This is a genomic window from Frigoribacterium sp. AC759 (genome assembly GCF_979256015.1).
The window spans coordinates 214,138-233,400 of record NZ_CEEDMT010000002.1 but is presented as its reverse complement, the minus strand read 5'-3'; the positions used below and the strand labels follow the sequence as shown (position 1 = coordinate 233,400).

18 protein-coding genes are annotated in these 19,263 nt (G+C 68.9%); 15 read left to right on the top strand and 3 right to left on the bottom strand.

The window, feature by feature from the left end; all coding sequences use genetic code 11:
• The first annotated feature begins 4 nt into the window (after window positions 1–4).
• From ACZ6JE_RS03995 to ACZ6JE_RS03955, 9 genes are all read left to right on the top strand, one after another.
• On the top strand, window positions 5–769 hold the full coding sequence (locus ACZ6JE_RS03995; protein WP_464318257.1) for a YebC/PmpR family DNA-binding transcriptional regulator: 765 nt from the start codon (window positions 5–7) through the stop codon (window positions 767–769).
• Window positions 770–778: 9 nt separating this feature from the next.
• Complete coding sequence (ruvC, locus tag ACZ6JE_RS03990) at window positions 779–1,378, top strand: crossover junction endodeoxyribonuclease RuvC (RefSeq protein ID WP_464318256.1); 600 nt, start codon at window positions 779–781, stop codon at window positions 1,376–1,378.
• Window positions 1,375–1,989 carry a Holliday junction branch migration protein RuvA gene (gene ruvA, locus ACZ6JE_RS03985; protein ID WP_464318255.1) on the top strand — a complete coding sequence of 205 codons (615 nt, stop codon included), beginning with the start codon at window positions 1,375–1,377 and terminating at the stop codon, window positions 1,987–1,989. Before ruvC ends, ruvA begins: the two co-directional genes overlap by 4 nt.
• Window positions 1,986–3,011, top strand: a complete 1,026-nt coding sequence (gene ruvB, locus ACZ6JE_RS03980; RefSeq protein ID WP_192060296.1) for a Holliday junction branch migration DNA helicase RuvB — start codon at window positions 1,986–1,988, stop codon at window positions 3,009–3,011. The genes ruvA and ruvB overlap by 4 nt, the downstream gene beginning before the upstream one ends.
• A gap of 79 nt (window positions 3,012–3,090) precedes the next feature.
• Window positions 3,091–3,519: a preprotein translocase subunit YajC gene (gene yajC / locus ACZ6JE_RS03975; protein ID WP_243213359.1), complete on the top strand. Its 429-nt coding sequence runs from the start codon at window positions 3,091–3,093 to the stop codon at window positions 3,517–3,519.
• 90 nt (window positions 3,520–3,609) lie between these two features.
• A complete protein-coding gene (gene secD, locus ACZ6JE_RS03970) occupies window positions 3,610–5,385 on the top strand; it encodes a protein translocase subunit SecD (protein WP_243213361.1) in 1,776 nt (591 codons plus the stop codon).
• Complete coding sequence (gene secF / locus ACZ6JE_RS03965; protein ID WP_464318254.1) at window positions 5,385–6,380, top strand: protein translocase subunit SecF; 996 nt, start codon at window positions 5,385–5,387, stop codon at window positions 6,378–6,380. The genes secD and secF overlap by 1 nt, the downstream gene beginning before the upstream one ends.
• Window positions 6,377–6,724, top strand: coding sequence for a rhodanese-like domain-containing protein (locus ACZ6JE_RS03960; protein ID WP_192060300.1), 348 nt, complete (start codon window positions 6,377–6,379; stop codon window positions 6,722–6,724). The genes secF and ACZ6JE_RS03960 overlap by 4 nt, the downstream gene beginning before the upstream one ends.
• A 90-nt stretch (window positions 6,725–6,814) precedes the next feature.
• Window positions 6,815–9,103 carry a RelA/SpoT family protein gene (locus tag ACZ6JE_RS03955; protein ID WP_371740722.1) on the top strand — a complete coding sequence of 763 codons (2,289 nt, stop codon included), beginning with the start codon at window positions 6,815–6,817 and terminating at the stop codon, window positions 9,101–9,103.
• A 4-nt stretch (window positions 9,104–9,107) separates the two neighbouring features.
• Here ACZ6JE_RS03955 and ACZ6JE_RS03950 read toward each other — a convergent pair whose 3' ends face one another.
• From ACZ6JE_RS03950 to ACZ6JE_RS03940, 3 genes are all read right to left on the bottom strand, one after another.
• Window positions 9,108–9,662 (bottom strand): type IV toxin-antitoxin system AbiEi family antitoxin, encoded by a 555-nt coding sequence (locus ACZ6JE_RS03950; protein ID WP_464318253.1) that lies wholly within the window; start codon window positions 9,660–9,662, stop codon window positions 9,108–9,110.
• A gap of 93 nt (window positions 9,663–9,755) precedes the next feature.
• Entirely contained in the window at window positions 9,756–10,988 is a 1,233-nt protein-coding gene (locus tag ACZ6JE_RS03945; protein WP_243213366.1) for a DUF349 domain-containing protein, read from the bottom strand.
• Between the two features lie 90 nt (window positions 10,989–11,078).
• Complete coding sequence (locus ACZ6JE_RS03940) at window positions 11,079–11,867, bottom strand: peptidylprolyl isomerase (protein ID WP_464318252.1); 789 nt, start codon at window positions 11,865–11,867, stop codon at window positions 11,079–11,081.
• A gap of 91 nt (window positions 11,868–11,958) precedes the next feature.
• Here ACZ6JE_RS03940 and ACZ6JE_RS03935 point away from each other — a divergent pair, with 91 nt between their 5' ends.
• The 6 genes from ACZ6JE_RS03935 to mltG all read left to right on the top strand — a co-directional run bounded on the left by ACZ6JE_RS03935 (window position 11,959) and on the right by mltG (window position 19,246).
• Window positions 11,959–13,362 carry a replication-associated recombination protein A gene (locus ACZ6JE_RS03935; RefSeq protein WP_464318251.1) on the top strand — a complete coding sequence of 468 codons (1,404 nt, stop codon included), beginning with the start codon at window positions 11,959–11,961 and terminating at the stop codon, window positions 13,360–13,362.
• 236 nt (window positions 13,363–13,598) lie between these two features.
• Window positions 13,599–14,228, top strand: coding sequence for a 30S ribosomal protein S4 (gene rpsD / locus ACZ6JE_RS03930; protein WP_192060305.1), 630 nt, complete (start codon window positions 13,599–13,601; stop codon window positions 14,226–14,228).
• 141 nt (window positions 14,229–14,369) lie between these two features.
• Window positions 14,370–14,558 carry a hypothetical protein gene (locus tag ACZ6JE_RS03925; RefSeq protein WP_192060306.1) on the top strand — a complete coding sequence of 63 codons (189 nt, stop codon included), beginning with the start codon at window positions 14,370–14,372 and terminating at the stop codon, window positions 14,556–14,558.
• Window positions 14,559–14,623: 65 nt separating this feature from the next.
• Window positions 14,624–17,293 (top strand): alanine--tRNA ligase, encoded by a 2,670-nt coding sequence (gene alaS / locus ACZ6JE_RS03920; protein WP_464318250.1) that lies wholly within the window; start codon window positions 14,624–14,626, stop codon window positions 17,291–17,293.
• A 9-nt stretch (window positions 17,294–17,302) separates the two neighbouring features.
• Complete coding sequence (ruvX, locus tag ACZ6JE_RS03915) at window positions 17,303–17,812, top strand: Holliday junction resolvase RuvX (RefSeq protein ID WP_192060308.1); 510 nt, start codon at window positions 17,303–17,305, stop codon at window positions 17,810–17,812.
• Window positions 17,813–17,815: 3 nt separating this feature from the next.
• Complete coding sequence (gene mltG / locus ACZ6JE_RS03910) at window positions 17,816–19,246, top strand: endolytic transglycosylase MltG (protein WP_464318249.1); 1,431 nt, start codon at window positions 17,816–17,818, stop codon at window positions 19,244–19,246.
• The last annotated feature ends 17 nt before the right edge of the window (window positions 19,247–19,263 follow it).

Sequence of the window (19,263 nt, the reverse complement as noted above, 5' to 3'; positions counted from 1 at the left end):
CACCGTGTCCGGGCATTCCAAGTGGGCAACGACCAAGCACAAGAAGGCCGTCATCGACAGCCGCCGTGCCAAGTCGTTCGCCAAGCTCATCAAGAACATCGAGGTCGCAGCCAAGCAGGGCGGGGCCGACATGTCGGGCAACCCGACGTTGGTGGACGCCGTGCAGAAGGCGAAGAAGACCTCCGTCCCGAACGACAACATCGACAGGGCGATCAAGCGCGGTGCCGGTCTCAGCGGTGAGAGCGTCGACTACCAGACGATCATGTACGAGGGCTACGGCCCGAACGGCGTCGCCCTCCTGATCGAATGCCTCACCGACAACAAGAACCGCGCGGCGGCGAACGTGCGGACCGTGATGTCCCGCAACGGCGGGACGATGGCCGACCCGGGCAGCGTCGCCTACAACTTCAGCCGCAAGGGCGTCATCGCGGTCATGAAGAACGGCGACCTCACCGAGGACGACGTGCTGACGGCGGTCCTCGACGCCGGCGCCGAAGAGGTCACGGACCGCGGCGAGGGCTTCGAGATCGTCACGGAGCCCTCCGATCTCGTGCCGGCCCGCTCCGCATTGCAAGAGGCCGGCATCGACTACGACTCGGCCGACATCGAGTTCGTCCCCGGTCTCAAGATCGAGGTCGACCTCGAGACGGCACGCAAGGTCTTCCGGCTCATCGACGCGCTCGACGATGACGACGACGTCCAGAACGTCTACGCGAACCACGATGTCCCCGCCGACGTCCAGTCGGCGCTCGACGACGACGACGAGTAGCAGCCCCCGGTGACGCTCCGGGTGCTCGGCATCGACCCGGGGCTCACCCGGTGCGGCGTGGGTGTGATCGAGGTGTCGGCGACCCGGCGGCCTTCCCTGGTGGCGGTGCACGTCATCCGATCGGCTGCCGACTCGCCCCTCGAGCAGCGACTGCTGACCATCGGCCGGGGCATCGAGGCGCTCGTCGACGAGCACCGGCCCGACGCGATGGCCATCGAGCGCGTCTTCGCGCAGAACAACCTGCGCACGGTGATGGGCACCGCCCAGGTCAGCGGCCTCGCCCTCCGGGCCGCCGCAGAGCGCTCGATCCCCGTCGCGCTCCACACCCCTTCCGAGGTGAAGGCTGCGGTCACGGGTTACGGTTCGGCCGACAAGGCCCAGGTGGGGGCGATGGTCGCGCGCCTCCTGGGGTTGACCGAGGCGCCGAAGCCCGCCGATGCAGCCGACGCCCTGGCTCTGGCCATCTGCCATGCGTGGCGTCGCGACGGCTTGGGCGGCGGGGCCGGCGGCACCGCGACCGCGCCTCCCGGCGCCAGCACGCTCACCCCAGCGCAACGGGCGTGGCGGGACGCCGAGAAGTCCCTCCGAACTCCTAGGCTGGGCGCATGATCTCGAGTGTCCGCGGCACCGTCCTGTCTTCTTCCGGGGCGTCCGTCGTCGTCGAGGTCGGGGGAGTGGGCCTCCGGGTGGGCGTCACCCCGCAGGTCGCTCTGACCGTCCACCCCGGCGACACGGCGCGCCTCTTCACCACGCTCATCGTCCGAGAGGACGATCTCTCGCTGTTCGGATTCCTCGAGCTGGAAGAGCTCGAGGTGTTCGACCTCCTGCGCGGCGTGACGGGCGTCGGCCCCAAGTCCGCCCAGGGTGTCCTTGCGACCCTCACCCCGAACCAGATCGCGCAGGCCGTCCTCGACGAGGACGACGCCGCGTTCCGGCGGGTCTCCGGCATCGGCCCCAAGACCGCGAAGCTCATCGTGCTCTCGCTCGCCGGCAAGCTCGATGTCGCGCCGTCCGCTCCGAGCGTCACCGCGGCCTCGACCACGGCGTCCGATGTCCTCGTGGCCCTCGTCGGTCTCGGGTGGGCCGAGCGCGAGGCTCAGGCGGCCATCGACGCCGTCGTGGCCGAGACCGGTCAGGACTCCGGGCTCGCCGTGCCGCAGCTGCTGCGTGCTGCGCTCGGTCGACTGGGTCCGCAGAAGTCCCCGGCGTCGCGCGCATGAGCGACGACGACGTCACCCGCCCGACCATCGAGTCCGAGACGGAGCTCGCCTTCGAGGGGGCCCTCCGCCCGTCGTCTCTCGCCGAGTTCGTCGGCCAGACGAAGGTCAGAGGACAGCTGCAGCTGCTCCTCCGGGCGGCCGAGATGCAGAACCGGTCTCCAGACCACATCCTCCTGGCCGGCCCGCCCGGGCTCGGCAAGACGACGCTCGCGATGATCGTCGCCCACGAGAGCTCCCGCCCGCTCCGGATGTCGTCCGGTCCGGCCATCCAGCACGCCGGGGACCTCGCCGCCATCCTGTCGGCGCTCGTCCCGGGCGAGGTGCTCTTCATCGACGAGATCCACCGCATGGCCCGCTCGGCGGAGGAGATGCTCTACCTCGCCATGGAGGACTACCGGATCGACATCATGGTCGGCAAGGGGGCAGGGGCCACGAGCATCCCCCTCGAGCTGTCGCCCTTCACCCTCGTCGGGGCGACCACCCGGAGCGGCATGCTCCCGAATCCCCTCCGCGACCGCTTCGGCTTCACGGCGCATCTCGAGTTCTACGACGAGGCCGAGCTCACCGAGGTGCTGCGCCGGGCCGCGTCGCTGCTCGGCGTCGACGTCGACGCCCGGGCTCTGGCCGAGATCGCCGGCCGGTGCCGAGGCACCCCTCGAATCGCCAACCGCCTCCTCCGACGGGTCCGCGACTACGCGCTCGTGCACGAGCGACCCGCCGACCTCGCGACGGTGCGCGAGGCTCTGGCTCTCTACGACGTCGACGACCTGGGTCTCGACCGACTCGACCGCGAGGTGCTGTCGACGATCCTGAAGCGCTTCGGCGGAGGTCCCGTCGGGCTGAACACCCTCGCGGTCTCCGTCGGCGAGGAGGCCGACACCATCGAGTCGGTGGTCGAGCCGTTCCTCGTCCGGGCGGGTCTCGTCACGCGGACCCCGAGGGGCCGGATCGCGACGCCGGAGGCCTGGCGGCACTTCGGCCTCGCCCGCGACTCAGGGGGCCTCTTCGCCGATGATCTATAATTCCACCAGGTCGGTCGGCGCACAGAGCTAACCGGGTCGCCGACGCCCACACCCCACGAGCTTCGAAAGGCAGTTCCGCATGGACGCCACAACCCTGATCATGGTCCTCCTCCTAGTGGTCCTCGTCTTCTTCATGTTCCGCAACAAGAAGAAGCGGGACAACCAGCAGGCCGACCTCCAGCGCAAGATGGTCCCCGGCGTCGAGGTCATGCTCACGTTCGGGCTCTACGGCACGGTCGTCTCGATCGACGACGAGACCAACGTCGCCGAGGTCGAGGTCGCACCCGGCACGATCGTCAAGGTGCACCGTCAGACCCTGGGCCGCGTCGTCGAGCCCGTCGTCGTCGAGACGAGCAGCGAGACCGACGGCGACGACGCCCTCGACCGCCCCGTGATCGACTCGACCTCCACGGGCTCCCTCGACGAGTCGCCCGCATACGGCGAGCGTGCCGACGAGCCGCGCATCGACACGACCCCGTCGAAAGACTCCGACAAGCCCACTGCCTGATCCGTCCGCCCGGTCGTGTCCTGACGACCGGGCCCGACACGCGCGCGCTCCGACCGGGCGCGCGTTCCCATGAGAAAGCTGAGTTCCTCCGTGGCACGTTCGACGCCGGTGAAGAAAGCCATCCGCTCGCTGACCTGGCTCCTGGTCATCATCGCCGGGTTGACGGCCCTGAACGGCACGGCGACCGTGCTGAACGACTCCGGTCGAGACGGCTGGTGGAACGGCGCGAGCTGGGTCCCCGAGCTGGCGCTCGATCTGCAGGGTGGCACGCAGATCACGCTGGCCGCCCAGCTGCAGAACGGCGAGACGGTGTCGAGTCAGCAGCTCGACCAGGCGGTGACGATCATCCGTCAGCGCATCGACTCCGCGGGCGTCTCCGAGTCGGAGATCACCAAGCAGGGCAGCCAGAACATCGTCGTCTCGATCCCCGGTCGACCCGACAACGCGACTCTCGAGCGCATCGAGGCCTCGGCCAAGCTGTCCTTCCGCCCGGTCCTGTTCACCGGGGCGGCGTCCAGCGCCGAGGTGGGCGGCGAGGCCGACGGCGCGAGCGCCAGTCCGAGCGCCGGCTCGACCACCGCGCCCTACACGCCGAACCCCGACCTCGAGAGCACACCGACGGCGTCGCCGACCAACGGCTCCGACCTCGCGTGGATCACACCCCAGCTCGCAGACGTCTACGAGAACTACAACTGCGCGGCCGACAACGACCTCGCGACGGCGCCCGACGACGAGCCCCTCGTGACCTGCTCGACCGACGGCACGGCCAAGTACATCCTCGGCCCCGTCGAGGTGGCGGGCAGCGACATCAGCGACGCCACGAACGGGCTGGCCACCGACGCGCAGGGCAACTCGACCAACACCTGGGCCGTCAACCTCGAGTTCGACGGTCAGGGCACCGACCAGTTCGCCGACGTCACGTCGCGACTCGTCACCCTCCAGGCCCCGCAGAACCAGTTCGCGGTCACCCTCGACAACCAGGTGATCACGGCTCCGTCCGCCAACGCCGCCATCACCGACGGTCGCGCGCAGATCACCGGCCAGTTCACGCAAGACAGCTCGAAGGCACTCGCAGACCAGCTGAAGTTCGGCGCTCTGCCGCTCAGCTTCTCCGTCCAGAGCAACGAGACGATCACCGCAACACTGGGGCAGACCCAGCTGGTCAGCGGGCTCATCGCCGGTCTGATCGGCCTCATCCTCGTGGTGATCTACTCGCTGATCCAGTACCGGGCGCTGGCGTTCGTGACCGTGCTGTCGCTGATCATCGCCGCCGTGCTCACCTACCTCGTGATCGCGATCCTGTCGTGGCGCGAGGGGTACCGCCTGTCGCTCGCGGGGGTGACGGGGCTGATCGTCGCCATCGGCATCACCGCGGACTCCTTCATCGTCTACTTCGAGCGGATCCGAGACGAGCTGCGCGACGGGCGGATCCTCGAGAACGCCGTCGAGTCCGGCTGGAAGCGCGCGATCCGCACGATCATCGCCTCCGACACGGTCAACTTCCTCGCGGCCATCACCCTCTTCATCCTCGCCGTCGGTAACGTCAAGGGCTTCGCCCTGACTCTGGGGATCACGACGGTGATCGACCTGATCGTGGTGTCGCTCTTCACGCATCCGATGCTGCAGCTAATCGCCCGCACTCGGTTCTTCGGCGAGGGGCACTCGTTCAGCGGCCTCAATCCGAGAGCGCTGGGTGCCGTCTACCGGGGCAGGGCGCAGTTCCGCGAACCCGTCGTGGCCCGTGGTCGGAAGAAGGCGGGCGGTCGTGAGGCCGTCATCCGCCAGACCATCGCCGAGCGTAAAGCCGCCGAGAAGAACACCCGTCCGGGCGACAACGCGTCCGGCGACGAAGGGACCAACTCCTGATGGCCAGCTTCTCGAAGTTCGGTAACGACCTCTACACCGGCTCGCGATCGTTCGACATCGTCGGTCGACGCAAGACCTGGTACTGGATCGCCGCACTGATGATCCTCATCTCCGTCACCGTCCCGTTCCTCCGCGGCGGATTCCACTTCGGCATCGAGTTCACCGGCGGCTCCGAGTTCCAGATCGCCCAGCCCGCCGAACTCGATCAGGACATCGCCGCCGAGACGGTCGACGAGGTCGTCCCGAACTCCAACCCCCGGGTGACGCAGGTCGGCACCGACACGATCCGTGTCCAGACCTCCCAGCTCGAGGCGGCCCAGACCAACGACCTCGCCGCGGCGCTGGCGACGGCGTACGACGTCCCCGACGACCGCGTGACCTCGTCGTTCATCGGCGCGTCGTGGGGCGCGGACATCACGGGGCAGGCGATCAAGGGCCTGGTGATCTTCCTTCTACTCGCCGCCATCGGCATGACGCTCTACTTCCGCACCTGGAAGATGTCCCTCGCCGCGATGACCGCCCTGCTGCACGACCTCGTGCTGACCGCGGGCATCTACGGCATCGTCGGCTTCGAGGTCACTCCGGCCGCCGTCATCGGCTTCCTGACCATCCTGGGCTACTCGCTGTACGACACCGTCGTGGTGTTCGACAAGATCCGGGAGAACACCTCCGAAGACGGCGAGGGTTCGCGGCGCACGTTCGGTCAGTCGATCAACCTGGCCGTCAACCAGACGCTCGTCCGGTCGATCAACACCTCGGTCGTGGCCCTTCTCCCGGTCGCGGCCATCCTCTTCATCGGCGCATTCGTCCTCGGTGCCGGCACGCTGCGTGACATCTCGTTGGCCCTGTTCATCGGCATCCTGGTGGGCACGTACTCGACGATCTTCATCGCGTCGCCTCTGTACGCCACCCTGCGGATCCGCGAGCCGGAGATCGCCAAGCGAGACGCCCGCAAGGTCGAAGCCTCCGACGCGACCCTGGTGGAGGCACCGTGAGCCCCGTCGACGACCTCCCCGGGGTCAGTGCCGCCGAGGCCATCGAGCGAGCCCGAGCGGGCACGCCCTTGATCGACGTCCGCGAGCAGTCCGAATGGGACGCCGGGCACGCCCCCGAGGCGCGGCTCGTCCCGCTCTCCGAACTCGGCGATCGTCTCGACGACGTACCCGCCGATCAGCAGGTGCTCGTGGTCTGCCACGCGGGCATGCGCTCACTCCGGGCGACGGCGGCACTGCGGCGTGCCGGCATCGACGCGGTCAACGTCGAGGGCGGGATGCTCGCCTGGCGAGATGCCGACGGAGACCTCACCTCCGAGAACGGCGCCCCGGCGTCGGTCGACTGAACCAGAGCGAGTAGCGTTGCCCTGCCGGACCCTCTGCACATCGCGGGCCGTCCGCATCGGCGTCCGTGACCACGAGAGCGAGGGTCGTCCGTGACCGAGATCACCACCAGTCAGAGTGCGCCCTCGTCCGAGCCCGCCGGAGGCACGGCGTCGCTCCGTACCCTCCTCCCGCGTCTCTTCTCGCGCAGTCAGCCCGCGGGCGCCGTCGACCGCCTCGTCAAGACGGTGCGGATGCATCACCCCAAGGCCGACCTGGTCATCATCGAGCGGGCCTACTCGGTGGCAGAGAAGGCCCACCGCGGCCAGCTGCGCAAGAGCGGCGAGCCGTACATCACCCACCCCGTCGCGGTGGCGCAGATCCTCGCCGATCTCGGCATCGGCTCGAAGACCATCGCGGCAGCCCTGCTCCACGACACCGTCGAAGACACCGACTACACGCTGGCGATGCTCCAGAACGACTTCGGTGACGAGATCACGATGCTCGTCGACGGCGTCACGAAGCTCGACAAGCTGAAGTACGGCGACAGCGCGCAGGCCGAGACGGTCCGCAAGATGGTCGTGGCGATGTCGAAGGACATCCGCGTGCTGGTGATCAAGCTCGCCGACCGTCTGCACAACGCCCGCACCTGGGGCTTCGTCGAGAGCGCCTCCGCGACGCGCAAGGCCACCGAGACGCTCGAGATCTACGCGCCGCTGGCCCATCGTCTCGGGATCCAGACCATCAAGTGGGAGCTGGAAGACCTCTCGTTCGCCGTGCTCCACCCCAAGCTCTATGTCGAGATCGACAACCTCGTGAAGCAGCGGACGCCGCAGCGGGAGCAGTTCGTCCAGAACGTCATCAACGCCGTCAAATCCGATCTCAAGTCGACGAAGATCCGCGGCGACGTGGTCGGCCGACCGAAGCAGTACTACTCGATCTACCAGAAGATGATCGTGAGAGGCCGCGAATTCGACGAGATCTACGACCTCGTCGGCATCCGAGTGCTGGTCAACTCGCTGCGTGACTGCTACGCCGTGCTGGGGTCCATCCACGCCAGATGGAACCCGATCCCCGGTCGTTTCAAGGACTACATCGCGACACCCAAGTTCAACCTCTACCAGTCGCTGCACACCACCGTCATCGGCCCCAAGGGACGTCCGGTCGAGATCCAGATCCGCACGCACGAGATGCATCAGCGTGCCGAGTTCGGCGTCGCCGCACACTGGAAGTACAAGCAGCGGATGAACGGCGGGCGCGACGAGTCCGCCACCGGCACCCGGACCGACACCGACATGGCCTGGCTCGCGCACATCTCCGACTGGCAGGCCGAGACGGCCGACCCGGGGGAGTTCCTCGACAGCCTCCGCTTCGAGATCGGTGCGAAGGAGGTCTACGTCTTCACGCCTCAGGGAAAGGTCATCGGTCTGCCCTCCGGTGCGACGCCGGTCGACTTCGCCTACGCCGTGCACACCGAGGTCGGTCACCGCACCATGGGCGCCAAGGTCAACGGTCGGCTGGTCCCCCTCGAGAGCGCGCTGTCCAGCGGCGACGTCGTCGAGGTGTTCACCTCGAAGAACCCGGACTCCGGGCCGAGCCAGGACTGGCTCATGTTCGTCAAGAGCCCCCGCGCCCGCAACAAGATCCGGCAGTGGTTCACCAAAGAACGCCGCGACGAGGCGATCGAGCAGGGCAAGGACGCCATCGCCCGGGCCATGCGCAAGCAGAACCTGCCGCTGCAGAAGTTGATGAACCAGGACAGCATCGCCGAGGTCGCCGCCCTGCTGCGATATGACGACGTGTCGAGTCTCTACGCGGCCGTCGGCGAGGGTCACCTGTCGACCCAGTCCGTCATCGAGAAGATCCTGTCGGCCGTCCAGCAGCAGACCGAGGTCGAGGAGGGCGAGTTCGAGTTCCCGAGCAAGGGCGCCACCCGTCCCCTCCGCAACAGCGACTCGGGGGTGCTCGTCCGGGGTGCTCCTGACATCCTCGTCAAGCTCGCCAAATGCTGCACGCCGGTGCCGGGAGACCAGATCGTCGGCTTCGTGACACGCGGGCAGGGGGTGAGCGTGCATCAGGCGACGTGCCACAACGTCCAGAGCCTGATGAACGAGCCCGAGCGGATGATCGAGGTCGAGTGGGCACCGTCGTCGAAGAGCGTGTTCCTCGTCCAGATCCAGATCGAGGCCCTTGATCGGAGCGGCCTGCTCAGCGACGTCACCCGGGTGCTCAGCGAACACCACGTGAACATCCTGTCGGCGAGCGTCTCGACATCCGACGAGCGTCTCGCCCTCAGTCGGTTCGTCTTCGAGATGGGTGACACGACCCACCTCGACCGGGTGCTGAACGCCGTGCGCCGCATCGACGCCGTCTACGACGTGTATCGGGTCAGCGCCGGCTGACCGATCAGGCCCCGAGCGGGTCGAGGAGGGACCGCAGCCGGGCCTCGGCGCGCTGCCGGTGGGGGAGTCGTGCGCGTCGATCGATGAGACGCGCGACCTGCACCCACGTGACCCCGTACAGCCGGCAGAGGTCGCCGACGCGTCTCTCGTCGGACGGCGTCCAGACGGAGGCTCGGGCGAGGTCGAGTGCCGTGCGCGCCGGTGCGGTGACGCGCAGTCCCGCGACCTCGGCGATCTCGTCCCGATCGATGGTCATCTCACGGATCGAGACGCGTCCGCTCGTGTCGCGGTGCCGAGCATCCGGGGGCACGATGCCGTCATGCCTCCACGGTGGGGAGGACGCGGCCATCCAGATCCACGCGGCGGTGTCCCGTGCAGCGATCACCTGCCGACCGTACATCCCGATCACCGAGGAGGCGCGGATCCAGGGAGCGTCGACGGTCGCGATCTCGGCCCAGCCGTCCCCGACCGCGTACAACTCGCCGTCCAGGGCGGCAGCGCGCAGTTCGGCCTCCGGCAGCTGAGCCGACGTCAGGAGGCGGGGGAGCGATGGTGGCATGCTGCCAGCCTGCCCGACCATCGCCTGCACGACGAACCGCCCGGCCCCTCCTTGTGGAGAGAGAGCCGGGCGGTGCGGGCGGTGGTGGAGAGGTCAGGAGCCGAGGGCGTCGAGCCAGACCTTGCGCGCGTCGAGAGCCTCGCGCGCGTCTTTCACCTTGCGCGAGTCCCCGCTGGCCTCGGCCGTGGCGAGCTCCTCCTCGAGCTTCGAGATCGCGTCCTGGAGCTGGCTCGCCAGACCCTCGGACCGCGCCTTTCGCTCGGGGTTGTTCTTCTGCCAGAACTCCTCGTCGAGGGTGCGGACATGCGATTCGACCTTGCGGAGTCGGTCTTCGACGACACGGACCTGCTCGCGCGGAACCCGGCCGATCTCGTCCCAGCGGAGCTGGATCGAGGTGAGCGCCTCGCGGGCGGCGACCCGCTCGGTGACCGTGAGGATCTTCTCGGCCTCGTCGAGGAGCGCGAGCTTCGCCGCGAGATTGCCCTCGTACTCGACGTTGTCTTGAGCGACGACCTCGCCCTTCGCGGCGTACAGGACGTCGCCAGCCCGCTTGAAGCGAGCCCAGAGCGCATCGTCGTACTTCTTGCCCGCGCGACCGGCGCGCTTCCAGTCGTCGAGCAGGTGACGGTACTCGGGGATGCCGTCGGCGCCCTTGCCGGCCAGCGCGTCGGCGGCCTCGACGAGAGCCTGCTTGCGCTGTCGCGCCTCACGGTGCGTCGCGTCCAGCTCGGCGTAGAACGACTTGCGGTTCTGGTCGATGGTCGACCGGGCCGTGCGGAAGCGCTTCCAGAGGTCGTTGCCCTCGCCCTTGGGGATCCGCGGGCCGTCCTGCTGGTGCTTCTGCCATCTCGCGAAGATCTCGTCGATCGTCGCCGTGACCTGCTTCCACTGCACCCGGGCGGGGTCCTGTGCGGCGAGCGTCTCGGCCTCGACGACCAGGGCGGTGCGAACGGCGACCGCCTCGGCCAGAGCCTCCTGGGCCTCTGCGCTCTGCTTCTGAGTGAGCTCGCCGACCGTGCTGTCGAGGGCCGTCACGCGAGTCCGCAGCGCCTCGAGGTCGCCCACGGCGCTCGGCTCGACGAGGAGCGCCTTCAGCTGCTTGACCGTCTTGCCGACGTCGGACGCCGATGCGCCACGGGCCACCCGCTGCTCGAGCAGGGTGACCTGCCCGTTCAACTCGGTGTACTTGCGTTCGTAGTAGGCGAGCGCCTCGGCGGCGGTCGCATCGGGGTACTGACCGACGGCGCGTTCGCCTTCGGCCTCCCGGACGTAGACGGTGCCGTCGTCGTCGACGCGGCCCCAGGGTGCCTGATCGTCAGTAGCCACTGTTGTCCCTTGCTGGATGTGCTCGTCACGGAGCCCAGGACGGGTCTCGATGATGGGACTCCAGCCTATTGCACCGTCGACGACCGTGGTCTATTCGATGGTCGCCGACGTGATCGTGGTCGCGACGACGGGGGAGCCGTCCGTCGACTCCTGACCCTCGGCGACCGGTCGGACGCCCTCGGCGGCGATCGAGGAGACGAGGCCGTCGAGACCGTCCGTGACGGAACCGACCACCGTGTATCCGCCCGTCGAGGCGTCCAATGTCGTCTCGCCGTAGGTGATGAAGAACTGGGTCGACTGCGAGTTCGGGTCCTCGCCCCGGGCCATGGCGATGGTGCCCGCCGGGTAGACGCCGTCGGCGGGGACGTTCTCGAGCGGTCCGAAGGTGAAACCGGCGTCACCCGTCCCGTCGCCGTTCGCCGAGCCGCACTGGAGGAACTCCGCCGACGGGGCGTCGCTCAGGCGGTGACACGCGGTGCCGTCGTAGAAGCCCTGCTGGATGAGGTCGACCAGCACCGACGTCGCCTGCGGGGCCCGTGCGCCGTCGAGGCTGATCGCCAGCGGGACGTCGTCGTTCAGCACGAGATCGCCGGTCCAGACGCGATCCTCCGCGATGTCCGAGCTGGGCACGTCCCCGGTCGAGGTGGCGGTCGGCGTCGGAGTCGCCGTGGCGGCGGGCGGGTCGTCGACGGCACCGGGCCCCGAGGTCGTGTAGAGCACCTGCGAGACGACTGCGGCGGAGACGACGACGAGGGCGATGAGGGATGCGCGGATGTCGTCCCGACGGCGACGGGCGACCTGCCCGGCGTGGATGCTCGTCCGAGCCGTGTAGCGCCGGAGCCTCTCGCGGTTCTCGCGGTCGTCCTTGTTCGCTGCCACGTGTCCTCCATGCCGTGTCGATGGTCGCCCCGCACTGTATCGGAGCCGTGCCGGGCGTCGCTGTCGGCGGCCCGGTCTAGCATGAGTGCCCATGAGCCCGCTCCCGCAGAGCTCGACCCCACTCGCGGTCCGCATGCGTCCCACCAGCCTCGACGAGGTCGCCGGTCAACGGCATCTGCTCCGGCCGGGCTCGCCCCTCGTGACGCTGGCCTCCGACGCGAGCGGAGAGCAGGGCGCCGTCTCGGTCATCCTGTGGGGGCCGCCCGGCACGGGCAAGACGACTCTCGCCCAGGCCATCGCGCACACCTCCGGTCGGCAGTTCATCGAACTCTCCGCGGTGACGGCCGGCGTGAAGGACGTCCGCCAGGTGATGGAGAAGGCCCTCACCAATCGCGACCTGTACGGCACGACGACCGTGCTGTTCCTCGACGAGATCCATCGGTTCACCAAGGCCCAGCAGGACGCCCTCCTCCCCGGCGTCGAGAACGGCTGGGTGATCCTCATCGCCGCGACCACGGAGAACCCCTCGTTCTCGGTCATCACACCGCTGCTGTCGCGATCGCTGCTCCTCACCCTCGAGCAGCTGAGCGACGACGACCTCGGCGATCTCGTGCGACGCGCCGTGCACGACCCTCGCGGGCTGGCGGACACCGTCATCCTCGACGACGAGGCCCTCGCGACGATCGTCCGACTCGCATCGGGTGACGCACGACGAGCGCTCACGGCCCTCGAGGCGTCCGCCCAGTCGGCGGCCGCCTCGAGTCTCGAGGCTCCCGGCGCGACGGAGGCCGCCGGTGCGGACCCGGGGGCCGACTTCGATCCCGACGCCGACTACGACGACGACCCCGACGACACCCGACCGGTGATCACGGCGGACACCGTCGCCCAGTCCGTCGACCGTGCGCTGCTGCGCTACGACCGCAACGGCGACGAGCACTACGACGTGATCAGCGCCTTCATCAAGTCGATCCGCGGCTCCGACGTGGACGCCGCCCTGCATTACCTGGCGCGCATGATCGAGGCCGGCGAGGATCCGCGCTTCATCTGCCGACGCATCATCGTCTCCGCGGGTGAGGACATCGGGATGGCCGACCCGAACGCCCTCACCGTGGCGGTGTCGGCGGCGACGGCGGTCCAGATGATCGGCATGCCCGAGGGCCGCATCCCGATGGCCGAGGCCGTCGTCTACCTGGCCACCGCGCCCAAGTCGAACAGGTCGTACAGCGCACTGGACGCCGCCATAGCCGACGTCCGGGCCGGCCGGGCGGGGCGTGTGCCCAAGCACCTCCGAGACGCCCACTACCCGGGGGCCAGACGACTCGGGCACGGCAAGGGGTACCGGTACTCGCACGACTCCGAACTCGGCGTCGTCAAGCAGCAGTACCTGCCCGACGAGCTGGTCGGCACCGTCTACTACGATCCGACCGGTCATGGCAACGAGAACGCCGTCACGACACGCCTCGAGAAACTGCGCCGCATCATTCGCGGAGAATGACCCGCCCGTGTTAAGCTGATCGCTGCCTGGTATCGGTCTGTCACGCACGGCTGCAGTGACGACATTCGATCAAGGGTCCTGGTCTTTAGCCGATCGGTTCCCGTGGCACCATCCCTCGTGTTTCGTCGAGTACTCGACCCGACCCGGTGTCCTCTCACGAGGTCCTGGTCGGAACGGCGCTTCCTGCGCCCGAGCATCCTCGGCCGTCAGCTTTCACACGATCAGAGAGAAGAACCGTGTCGACCAAGTCACGTACCCGTAGCAAGACCCGTCTGTCGCGTGCCCTCGGCATCGCGCTGACCCCGAAGGCCGCCCGCTACCTCGAGAAGCGTCCTTACGCTCCCGGTGAGCACGGCCGCACCAAGCGCAAGACCGACAGCGACTACGCCGTCCGTCTGCGTGAGAAGCAGCGTCTGCGTGCCCAGTACGGCATCCGCGAGGCGCAGCTGAAGATCGTCTTCAACGAGGCCCGCAAGTCCGCCGGTCTGACCGGTGAGAACCTGGTCGAGCTGCTCGAGACGCGTCTCGACGCGCTCATCGTGCGTTCGGGCTTCGCCCGCACCACGGCTCAGGCTCGCCAGATGGTCGTGCACCGTCACATCCTCGTCGACGGCAAGCTCGTCGACCGTCCCTCGTTCCGCGTCAAGCCGGGTCAGATGATCCACGTCGCGCCGAAGAGCGAGAAGATGGAGCCCTTCCAGGTCGCAGCCGCCGGCGGTCACGTCGACGTCCTGCCCAAGGTCCCGGGTTACCTCGAGGTCGAGATCGACAAGCTGCAGGCCCGCCTCGTGCGTCGCCCGAAGCGCGTCGAGGTCCCCGTGACCTGCGAGGTCCAGCTGGTCGTCGAGTACTACGCCGCCCGCTGACACCCGTCACGACAGCACCCTGAGGGAGCGCGCCACGAACCGTGGCGCGCTCCCTTCGTCGTCGGCGGTCTCCTCCTGCGCGACGGGTAAGCTCGTGTGTCGTCCCGTGCGTCGTCCGCACGACCGTCGTGAGGAGACCCCGTGAAGAGCCTGTTCCTGCTGACCATCGGCGTCGTCGCCGGTTTCACCCTGGCGCATCTGTACAACAAGACGCCTCGCGGCAGCCGACTGTTCGGCGAGCTCGACGGCAGCCTCACGAACTTCCGCGCAGCGCTCGTCGACGGCTACCGCGCCCGCGACGCCGAGCTGCGCTCCGACGGCGAGAGCTGATCCACCCACTCGACCCGCGCCTCCTCGACGCCCCCGTCACACCGATCACCCCACACCGGAGAACCATGCAGACCGCCGAGATCCGCCGCCGTTGGCTCGACTACTTCGGAGACCGGGGCCACACCGTCGTCCCCTCCGCCTCCCTCGTCAGCGACGACCCGAGCCTGCTGTTCACCGTGGCGGGCATGGTCCCCTTCATCCCGTATCTCACGGGTCTCGTGCCGACGCCGTACCCCCGGGCCACGAGCGTCCAGAAGTGCATCCGCACCAACGACATCGAAGAGGTCGGCAAGACGCCGCGTCACGGCACGTTCTTCCAGATGAACGGCAACTTCTCGTTCGGCGACTACTTCAAGGAAGACGCAATCGGCTACGCCTGGGAGCTCCTCACCTCGAGCGAGGCCGACGGCGGACTGGCCTTCGACCCGGCCGACCTGTGGGTCACCGTGTACGAGGAGGACGACGAGGCCATCGCCCTCTGGAAGAAGATCGCCGGTCTGCCCGACGAGAAGATCCAGCGCCTCGGCAAAGACACGAATTACTGGCACACGGGTCAGCCCGGGCCGGCGGGCCCCTGCTCGGAGATCTTCTTCGACCGCGGCCCGGCCTACGGCGCCGACGGCGGTCCCGCCACCGACGACGACCGTTACGTCGAGATCTGGAACCTCGTGTTCATGCAGTACCAGATCGAGAACGTCCGCTCGAAGGTCGACTTCGACATCGTGCGCGAACTGCCGAACAAGAACATCGACACCGGCATGGGTCTCGAGCGGGTGGCGTTCCTCAAGCAGGGCGTCGACAACATGTACGAGATCGACCAGGTCCGCCCGGTGCTCGACAAGGCCGCCGAGCTGTCGGGCCGTCGCTACGGCGCCGTCCTCGAAGACGACGTCCGCATGAGGGTCATCGCCGACCACGTCCGCAGCTCGTTGATGCTGATGTCCGACGGCGTCCGACCGTCGAACGAGGGCCGGGGCTACATCCTCCGCCGCCTTCTTCGTCGCACCGTCCGCTCGATGCGGCTCCTGGGCGTCGAGGGCGCGACCTTCCCCCAGCTGTTCCCCGAATCCCGTGACGCGATGAAGTCGGCGTACCCCGAGGTGGAGAGCGACTTCGGCCGCATCTCGCGCCTCGCCTACGCCGAAGAGGAGACCTTCCTCCGCACCCTCGCCGCCGGTACGGCGATCCTCGACGACGCGGTCGTCGACACCCGCGCGGCCAGCTCCGAGAAGACCCCGCGCCTCGCCGGCGACACGGCGTTCCTGCTGCACGACACGTTCGGGTTCCCGATCGACCTGACCCTCGAGATCGCCGAGGAGAACGGCCTGACGGTCGACCGTGCGGCCTTCGATTCGCTCATGTCCGAGCAGCGGGCACGGGCCAAGGCGGACGCCAAGTCCCGCAAGGTGGCTCTGGCCGACCTCAGCGTCTACAGCGCCTTCCGCGCCGGCGGCGAGACCGTCTTCACGGGCTACGACATGCTCGACACGCCGACGCGCGTGCTGGGGCTCATCGTCGACGGGGCCTCCGTCGACCGGGCCGTCGCAGGCGACATCGCCGAGGTCATCCTCGCCGAGACCTCCCTCTACGCCGAGTCCGGTGGACAGGAGGCCGACGCCGGGACGATCGTGGGTGCGGGCTTCGACCTCGAGGTGCTCGACGTGCAGAAGCCGGTCAAGGGTCTGATCAGCCACCGCGTGCAGGTCCGCTCGGGCGAGGTCGGCGTCGGCGATGCGGCCACCAGCGTCGTCGACCCGGTCTACCGGCGAGGAGCCACCCAGGCCCACTCCGCCACGCACCTCATCCACGCGGCGCTCCGCGAGGTCCTCGGGCCGGAGGCGCACCAGGCCGGTTCGTACAACAAGGCCGGTTACATGCGCCTCGACTTCAACTGGAACCAGGCCCTGAGCCCGGCGACGCGCAGCGAGATCGAGGAGGTGGCGAACGGCGCCATCCGCGACGACCTGCAGGTCGTCACCCGCGAGCTCCCGCTCGATGAGGCGCGTTCGCTCGGAGCGATGGCGCTGTTCGGCGAGAAGTACGGCGAGACGGTCCGCATGGTCGACATCGGCGGGCCGTGGTCGCGCGAGCTCTGCGCCGGTACCCACGTCGCCACCAGCGCCCAGGTGGGTCTGATCAACCTCGTCAGCGAGACCTCCGTCGGCTCCACGAACCGCCGGGTCGAGTCGCTGGTCGGTCTCGACGCGTTCCGTGAATTCGCCGCGGAGCGGGCCATCGTGTCCCAGCTCACCTCCTCGCTCCGAGCGCCGCGGGAGCAGCTCGCCGACCGCGTCGGCGACCTGGTCTCCAGTCTCAAGTCGGCCGAGAAGCGCATCGCCGAGTTCGAGCGCGCTCAGCTGGCGACGAAGATCCCGGCCCTGGCGGAGTCCGCGACCGACGTCGGCGACTTCACGGTCGTGGCCGACTCCGTCGGCTCGCTCCGGTCGACCGACGAACTGCGCTCTCTCGTGACGTCGGTCCGAGAGCGACTCGGGTCGCAGTCGAGCTCCGTCGTGGCCCTGGCCGCCGATGTGGCCGGCAAGCCCGCGGTCATCGTCGCCACCAGCGAGCCGGCTCGCCGATCGGGGGCCAAGGCGGGCGTGCTCGCCAAGGGCGCCGCGACCGTCCTCGGCGGAGGCGGCGGAGGCAAGGACGACCTCGCCCAGGGGGGCGGCTCCGACGTGTCGGCGATCCCTCGAGCGCTGTCGGGCATCGTCGACGCGCTCCGCAGCTGAGCGGCCGACGTGCGTCACGGAGTCCGACTCGGCGTCGATGTGGGCAAGGCCCGCATCGGCGTCGCACGGACCGATCCGCACGGGATGATCGCGACGCCCGTCGAGACGGTGCCCCGCGCCTCCTCGGGCACGGCGGACGTCGAGGCGATCATGAAGCACGCGGCGGAGCTCGACGCGGTGGAGATCGTGGTCGGACTGCCGTTGTCGCTCGCCGGGCGCGACACCGCGTCGACCGCCGATGCTCGGCTCTTCGCCGGAGCCCTCGCCGCAGCGTCCGATCTGCCGGTCCGTCTCGTCGACGAGCGTCTCTCGACCGTCAGTGCACAGAGCGCACTTCGTTCCTCCGGGCGCAAGGGGCGGACACAACGATCCGTGATCGATCAAGTCGCCGCTGTTATCATCGTCCAGCATGCGCTCGATCTCGAGCGATCGAGCGGGAGACCGCCCGGTCAGCTCGTCGACGCCCCCGGCTCCGATGAGGGCGCCGGGACCGAACCCGACACCGACGAAGGACGTTGACTCGTGGCCGACGACCCCCGATGGGACGACATCTTCACGTCGCAGCCCACTCCCGCCGATCCCCCCCGACGAGACGGGGCCGAGCGGCCGACCGACGGCTCCCCATCCGGTGACGACCACGATCGGCCGGCGACGCCCAGCTCACCGCCCGCTCCGGGCTCGCGGCGGGCGCAGCGCGAGCAGGAGCGCCAGGCCTCGGCCGCCGAGGCCTCACCCGCGGGCGATGCCGGCGGGTCCGCGGCAGCCGACGAGTCGATCGAGTCGGCGCAGGCGTCCGAGCCACGTCGTCCCGCCGAACAGTCGCGTCGCGAGCGGACGCCCCGCGAGCGCACGCCCCGGGATCGTCGCGGCTCCGAGCCGCGAGAGCGCGGTCGGCATCGCGGCACGATCATCCTCGTCTCGATCCTCGTCATCGTCCTCGCCGGCGGCACGGCGGGTGTGTTCGCGGCTTGGAACGCCATCTCTCCGATCGTCGCGCGCATTACCGGCGACGACGCGCCCGCCGACTACACGGGCGCCGGCAACGGCGAGGAGGTCGACTTCGCGATCGTGGACGGCCAGGTCGGCTCGGACATCGCCGCGTCCCTCGCCGACAGCGGGGTCACGAAGAGCTACGAGGCCGCCTACTCGATCCTGCTGGCCGACACGACGGTGACCTTCCAGCCCGGCACCTACTCGCTGCAGAAGGAGATGAGCGCGCAGGCCGCCATCGACGCCCTCCAGGACGACGCCAACCGGATCGTCAACCGCCTGGTGATCCCCGAGGGCACCGCGGCGGTGGACATCTACAGCCTGCTGTCCGAGGCGACCGAGATCCCGCTCGACCAGGTGACGGCAGCGGCCGGCGACGTGGCGTCGTTCGGTCTGCCCGCCGGTGTGACCTCGCTCGAGGGGTTTCTGTTCCCGGCGACCTACGATCTGGATCCCGCGCTCGACGCTCACGGCTACCTGCAGCTGATGGTCGACACCCAGGTGGCGCGATTGACGGCTCTGGGCGTTCAGCCCGCCGATTACCAGCGTGTCATCACACTCGCCTCCATCGTGCAGCGGGAGGCGGGGCTCGCCGCCGACTACCCCAAGGTCTCGCGGGTGTTCCTCAACCGCCTCGACGACGGCATGCTGCTGCAGTCCGACGCGACGGTCGCCTACGGCACCGGCAACACGCATCTCGTCACCACCACCGACGAAGAGCGCGGCGACGCCTCGAACCTCTACAACACCTACGTGCACGAGGGGCTGCCGGTCGGCCCGATCTCGAACCCGGGCGATCTGGCCCTCGACGCGGCGGTCAAGCCCGCCGACGGCCCTTGGCGCTACTTCGTCACGGTCAACCTCGACTCGGGCGAGACGACGTTCTCGACCACGTTCGCCGAGCACGAGGTCGCCGTCGCGCAGTGGCAGGCGTGGATGCGCGAGCACCCCGAGTACCAGTAGCGGCACGACGTGTCTCG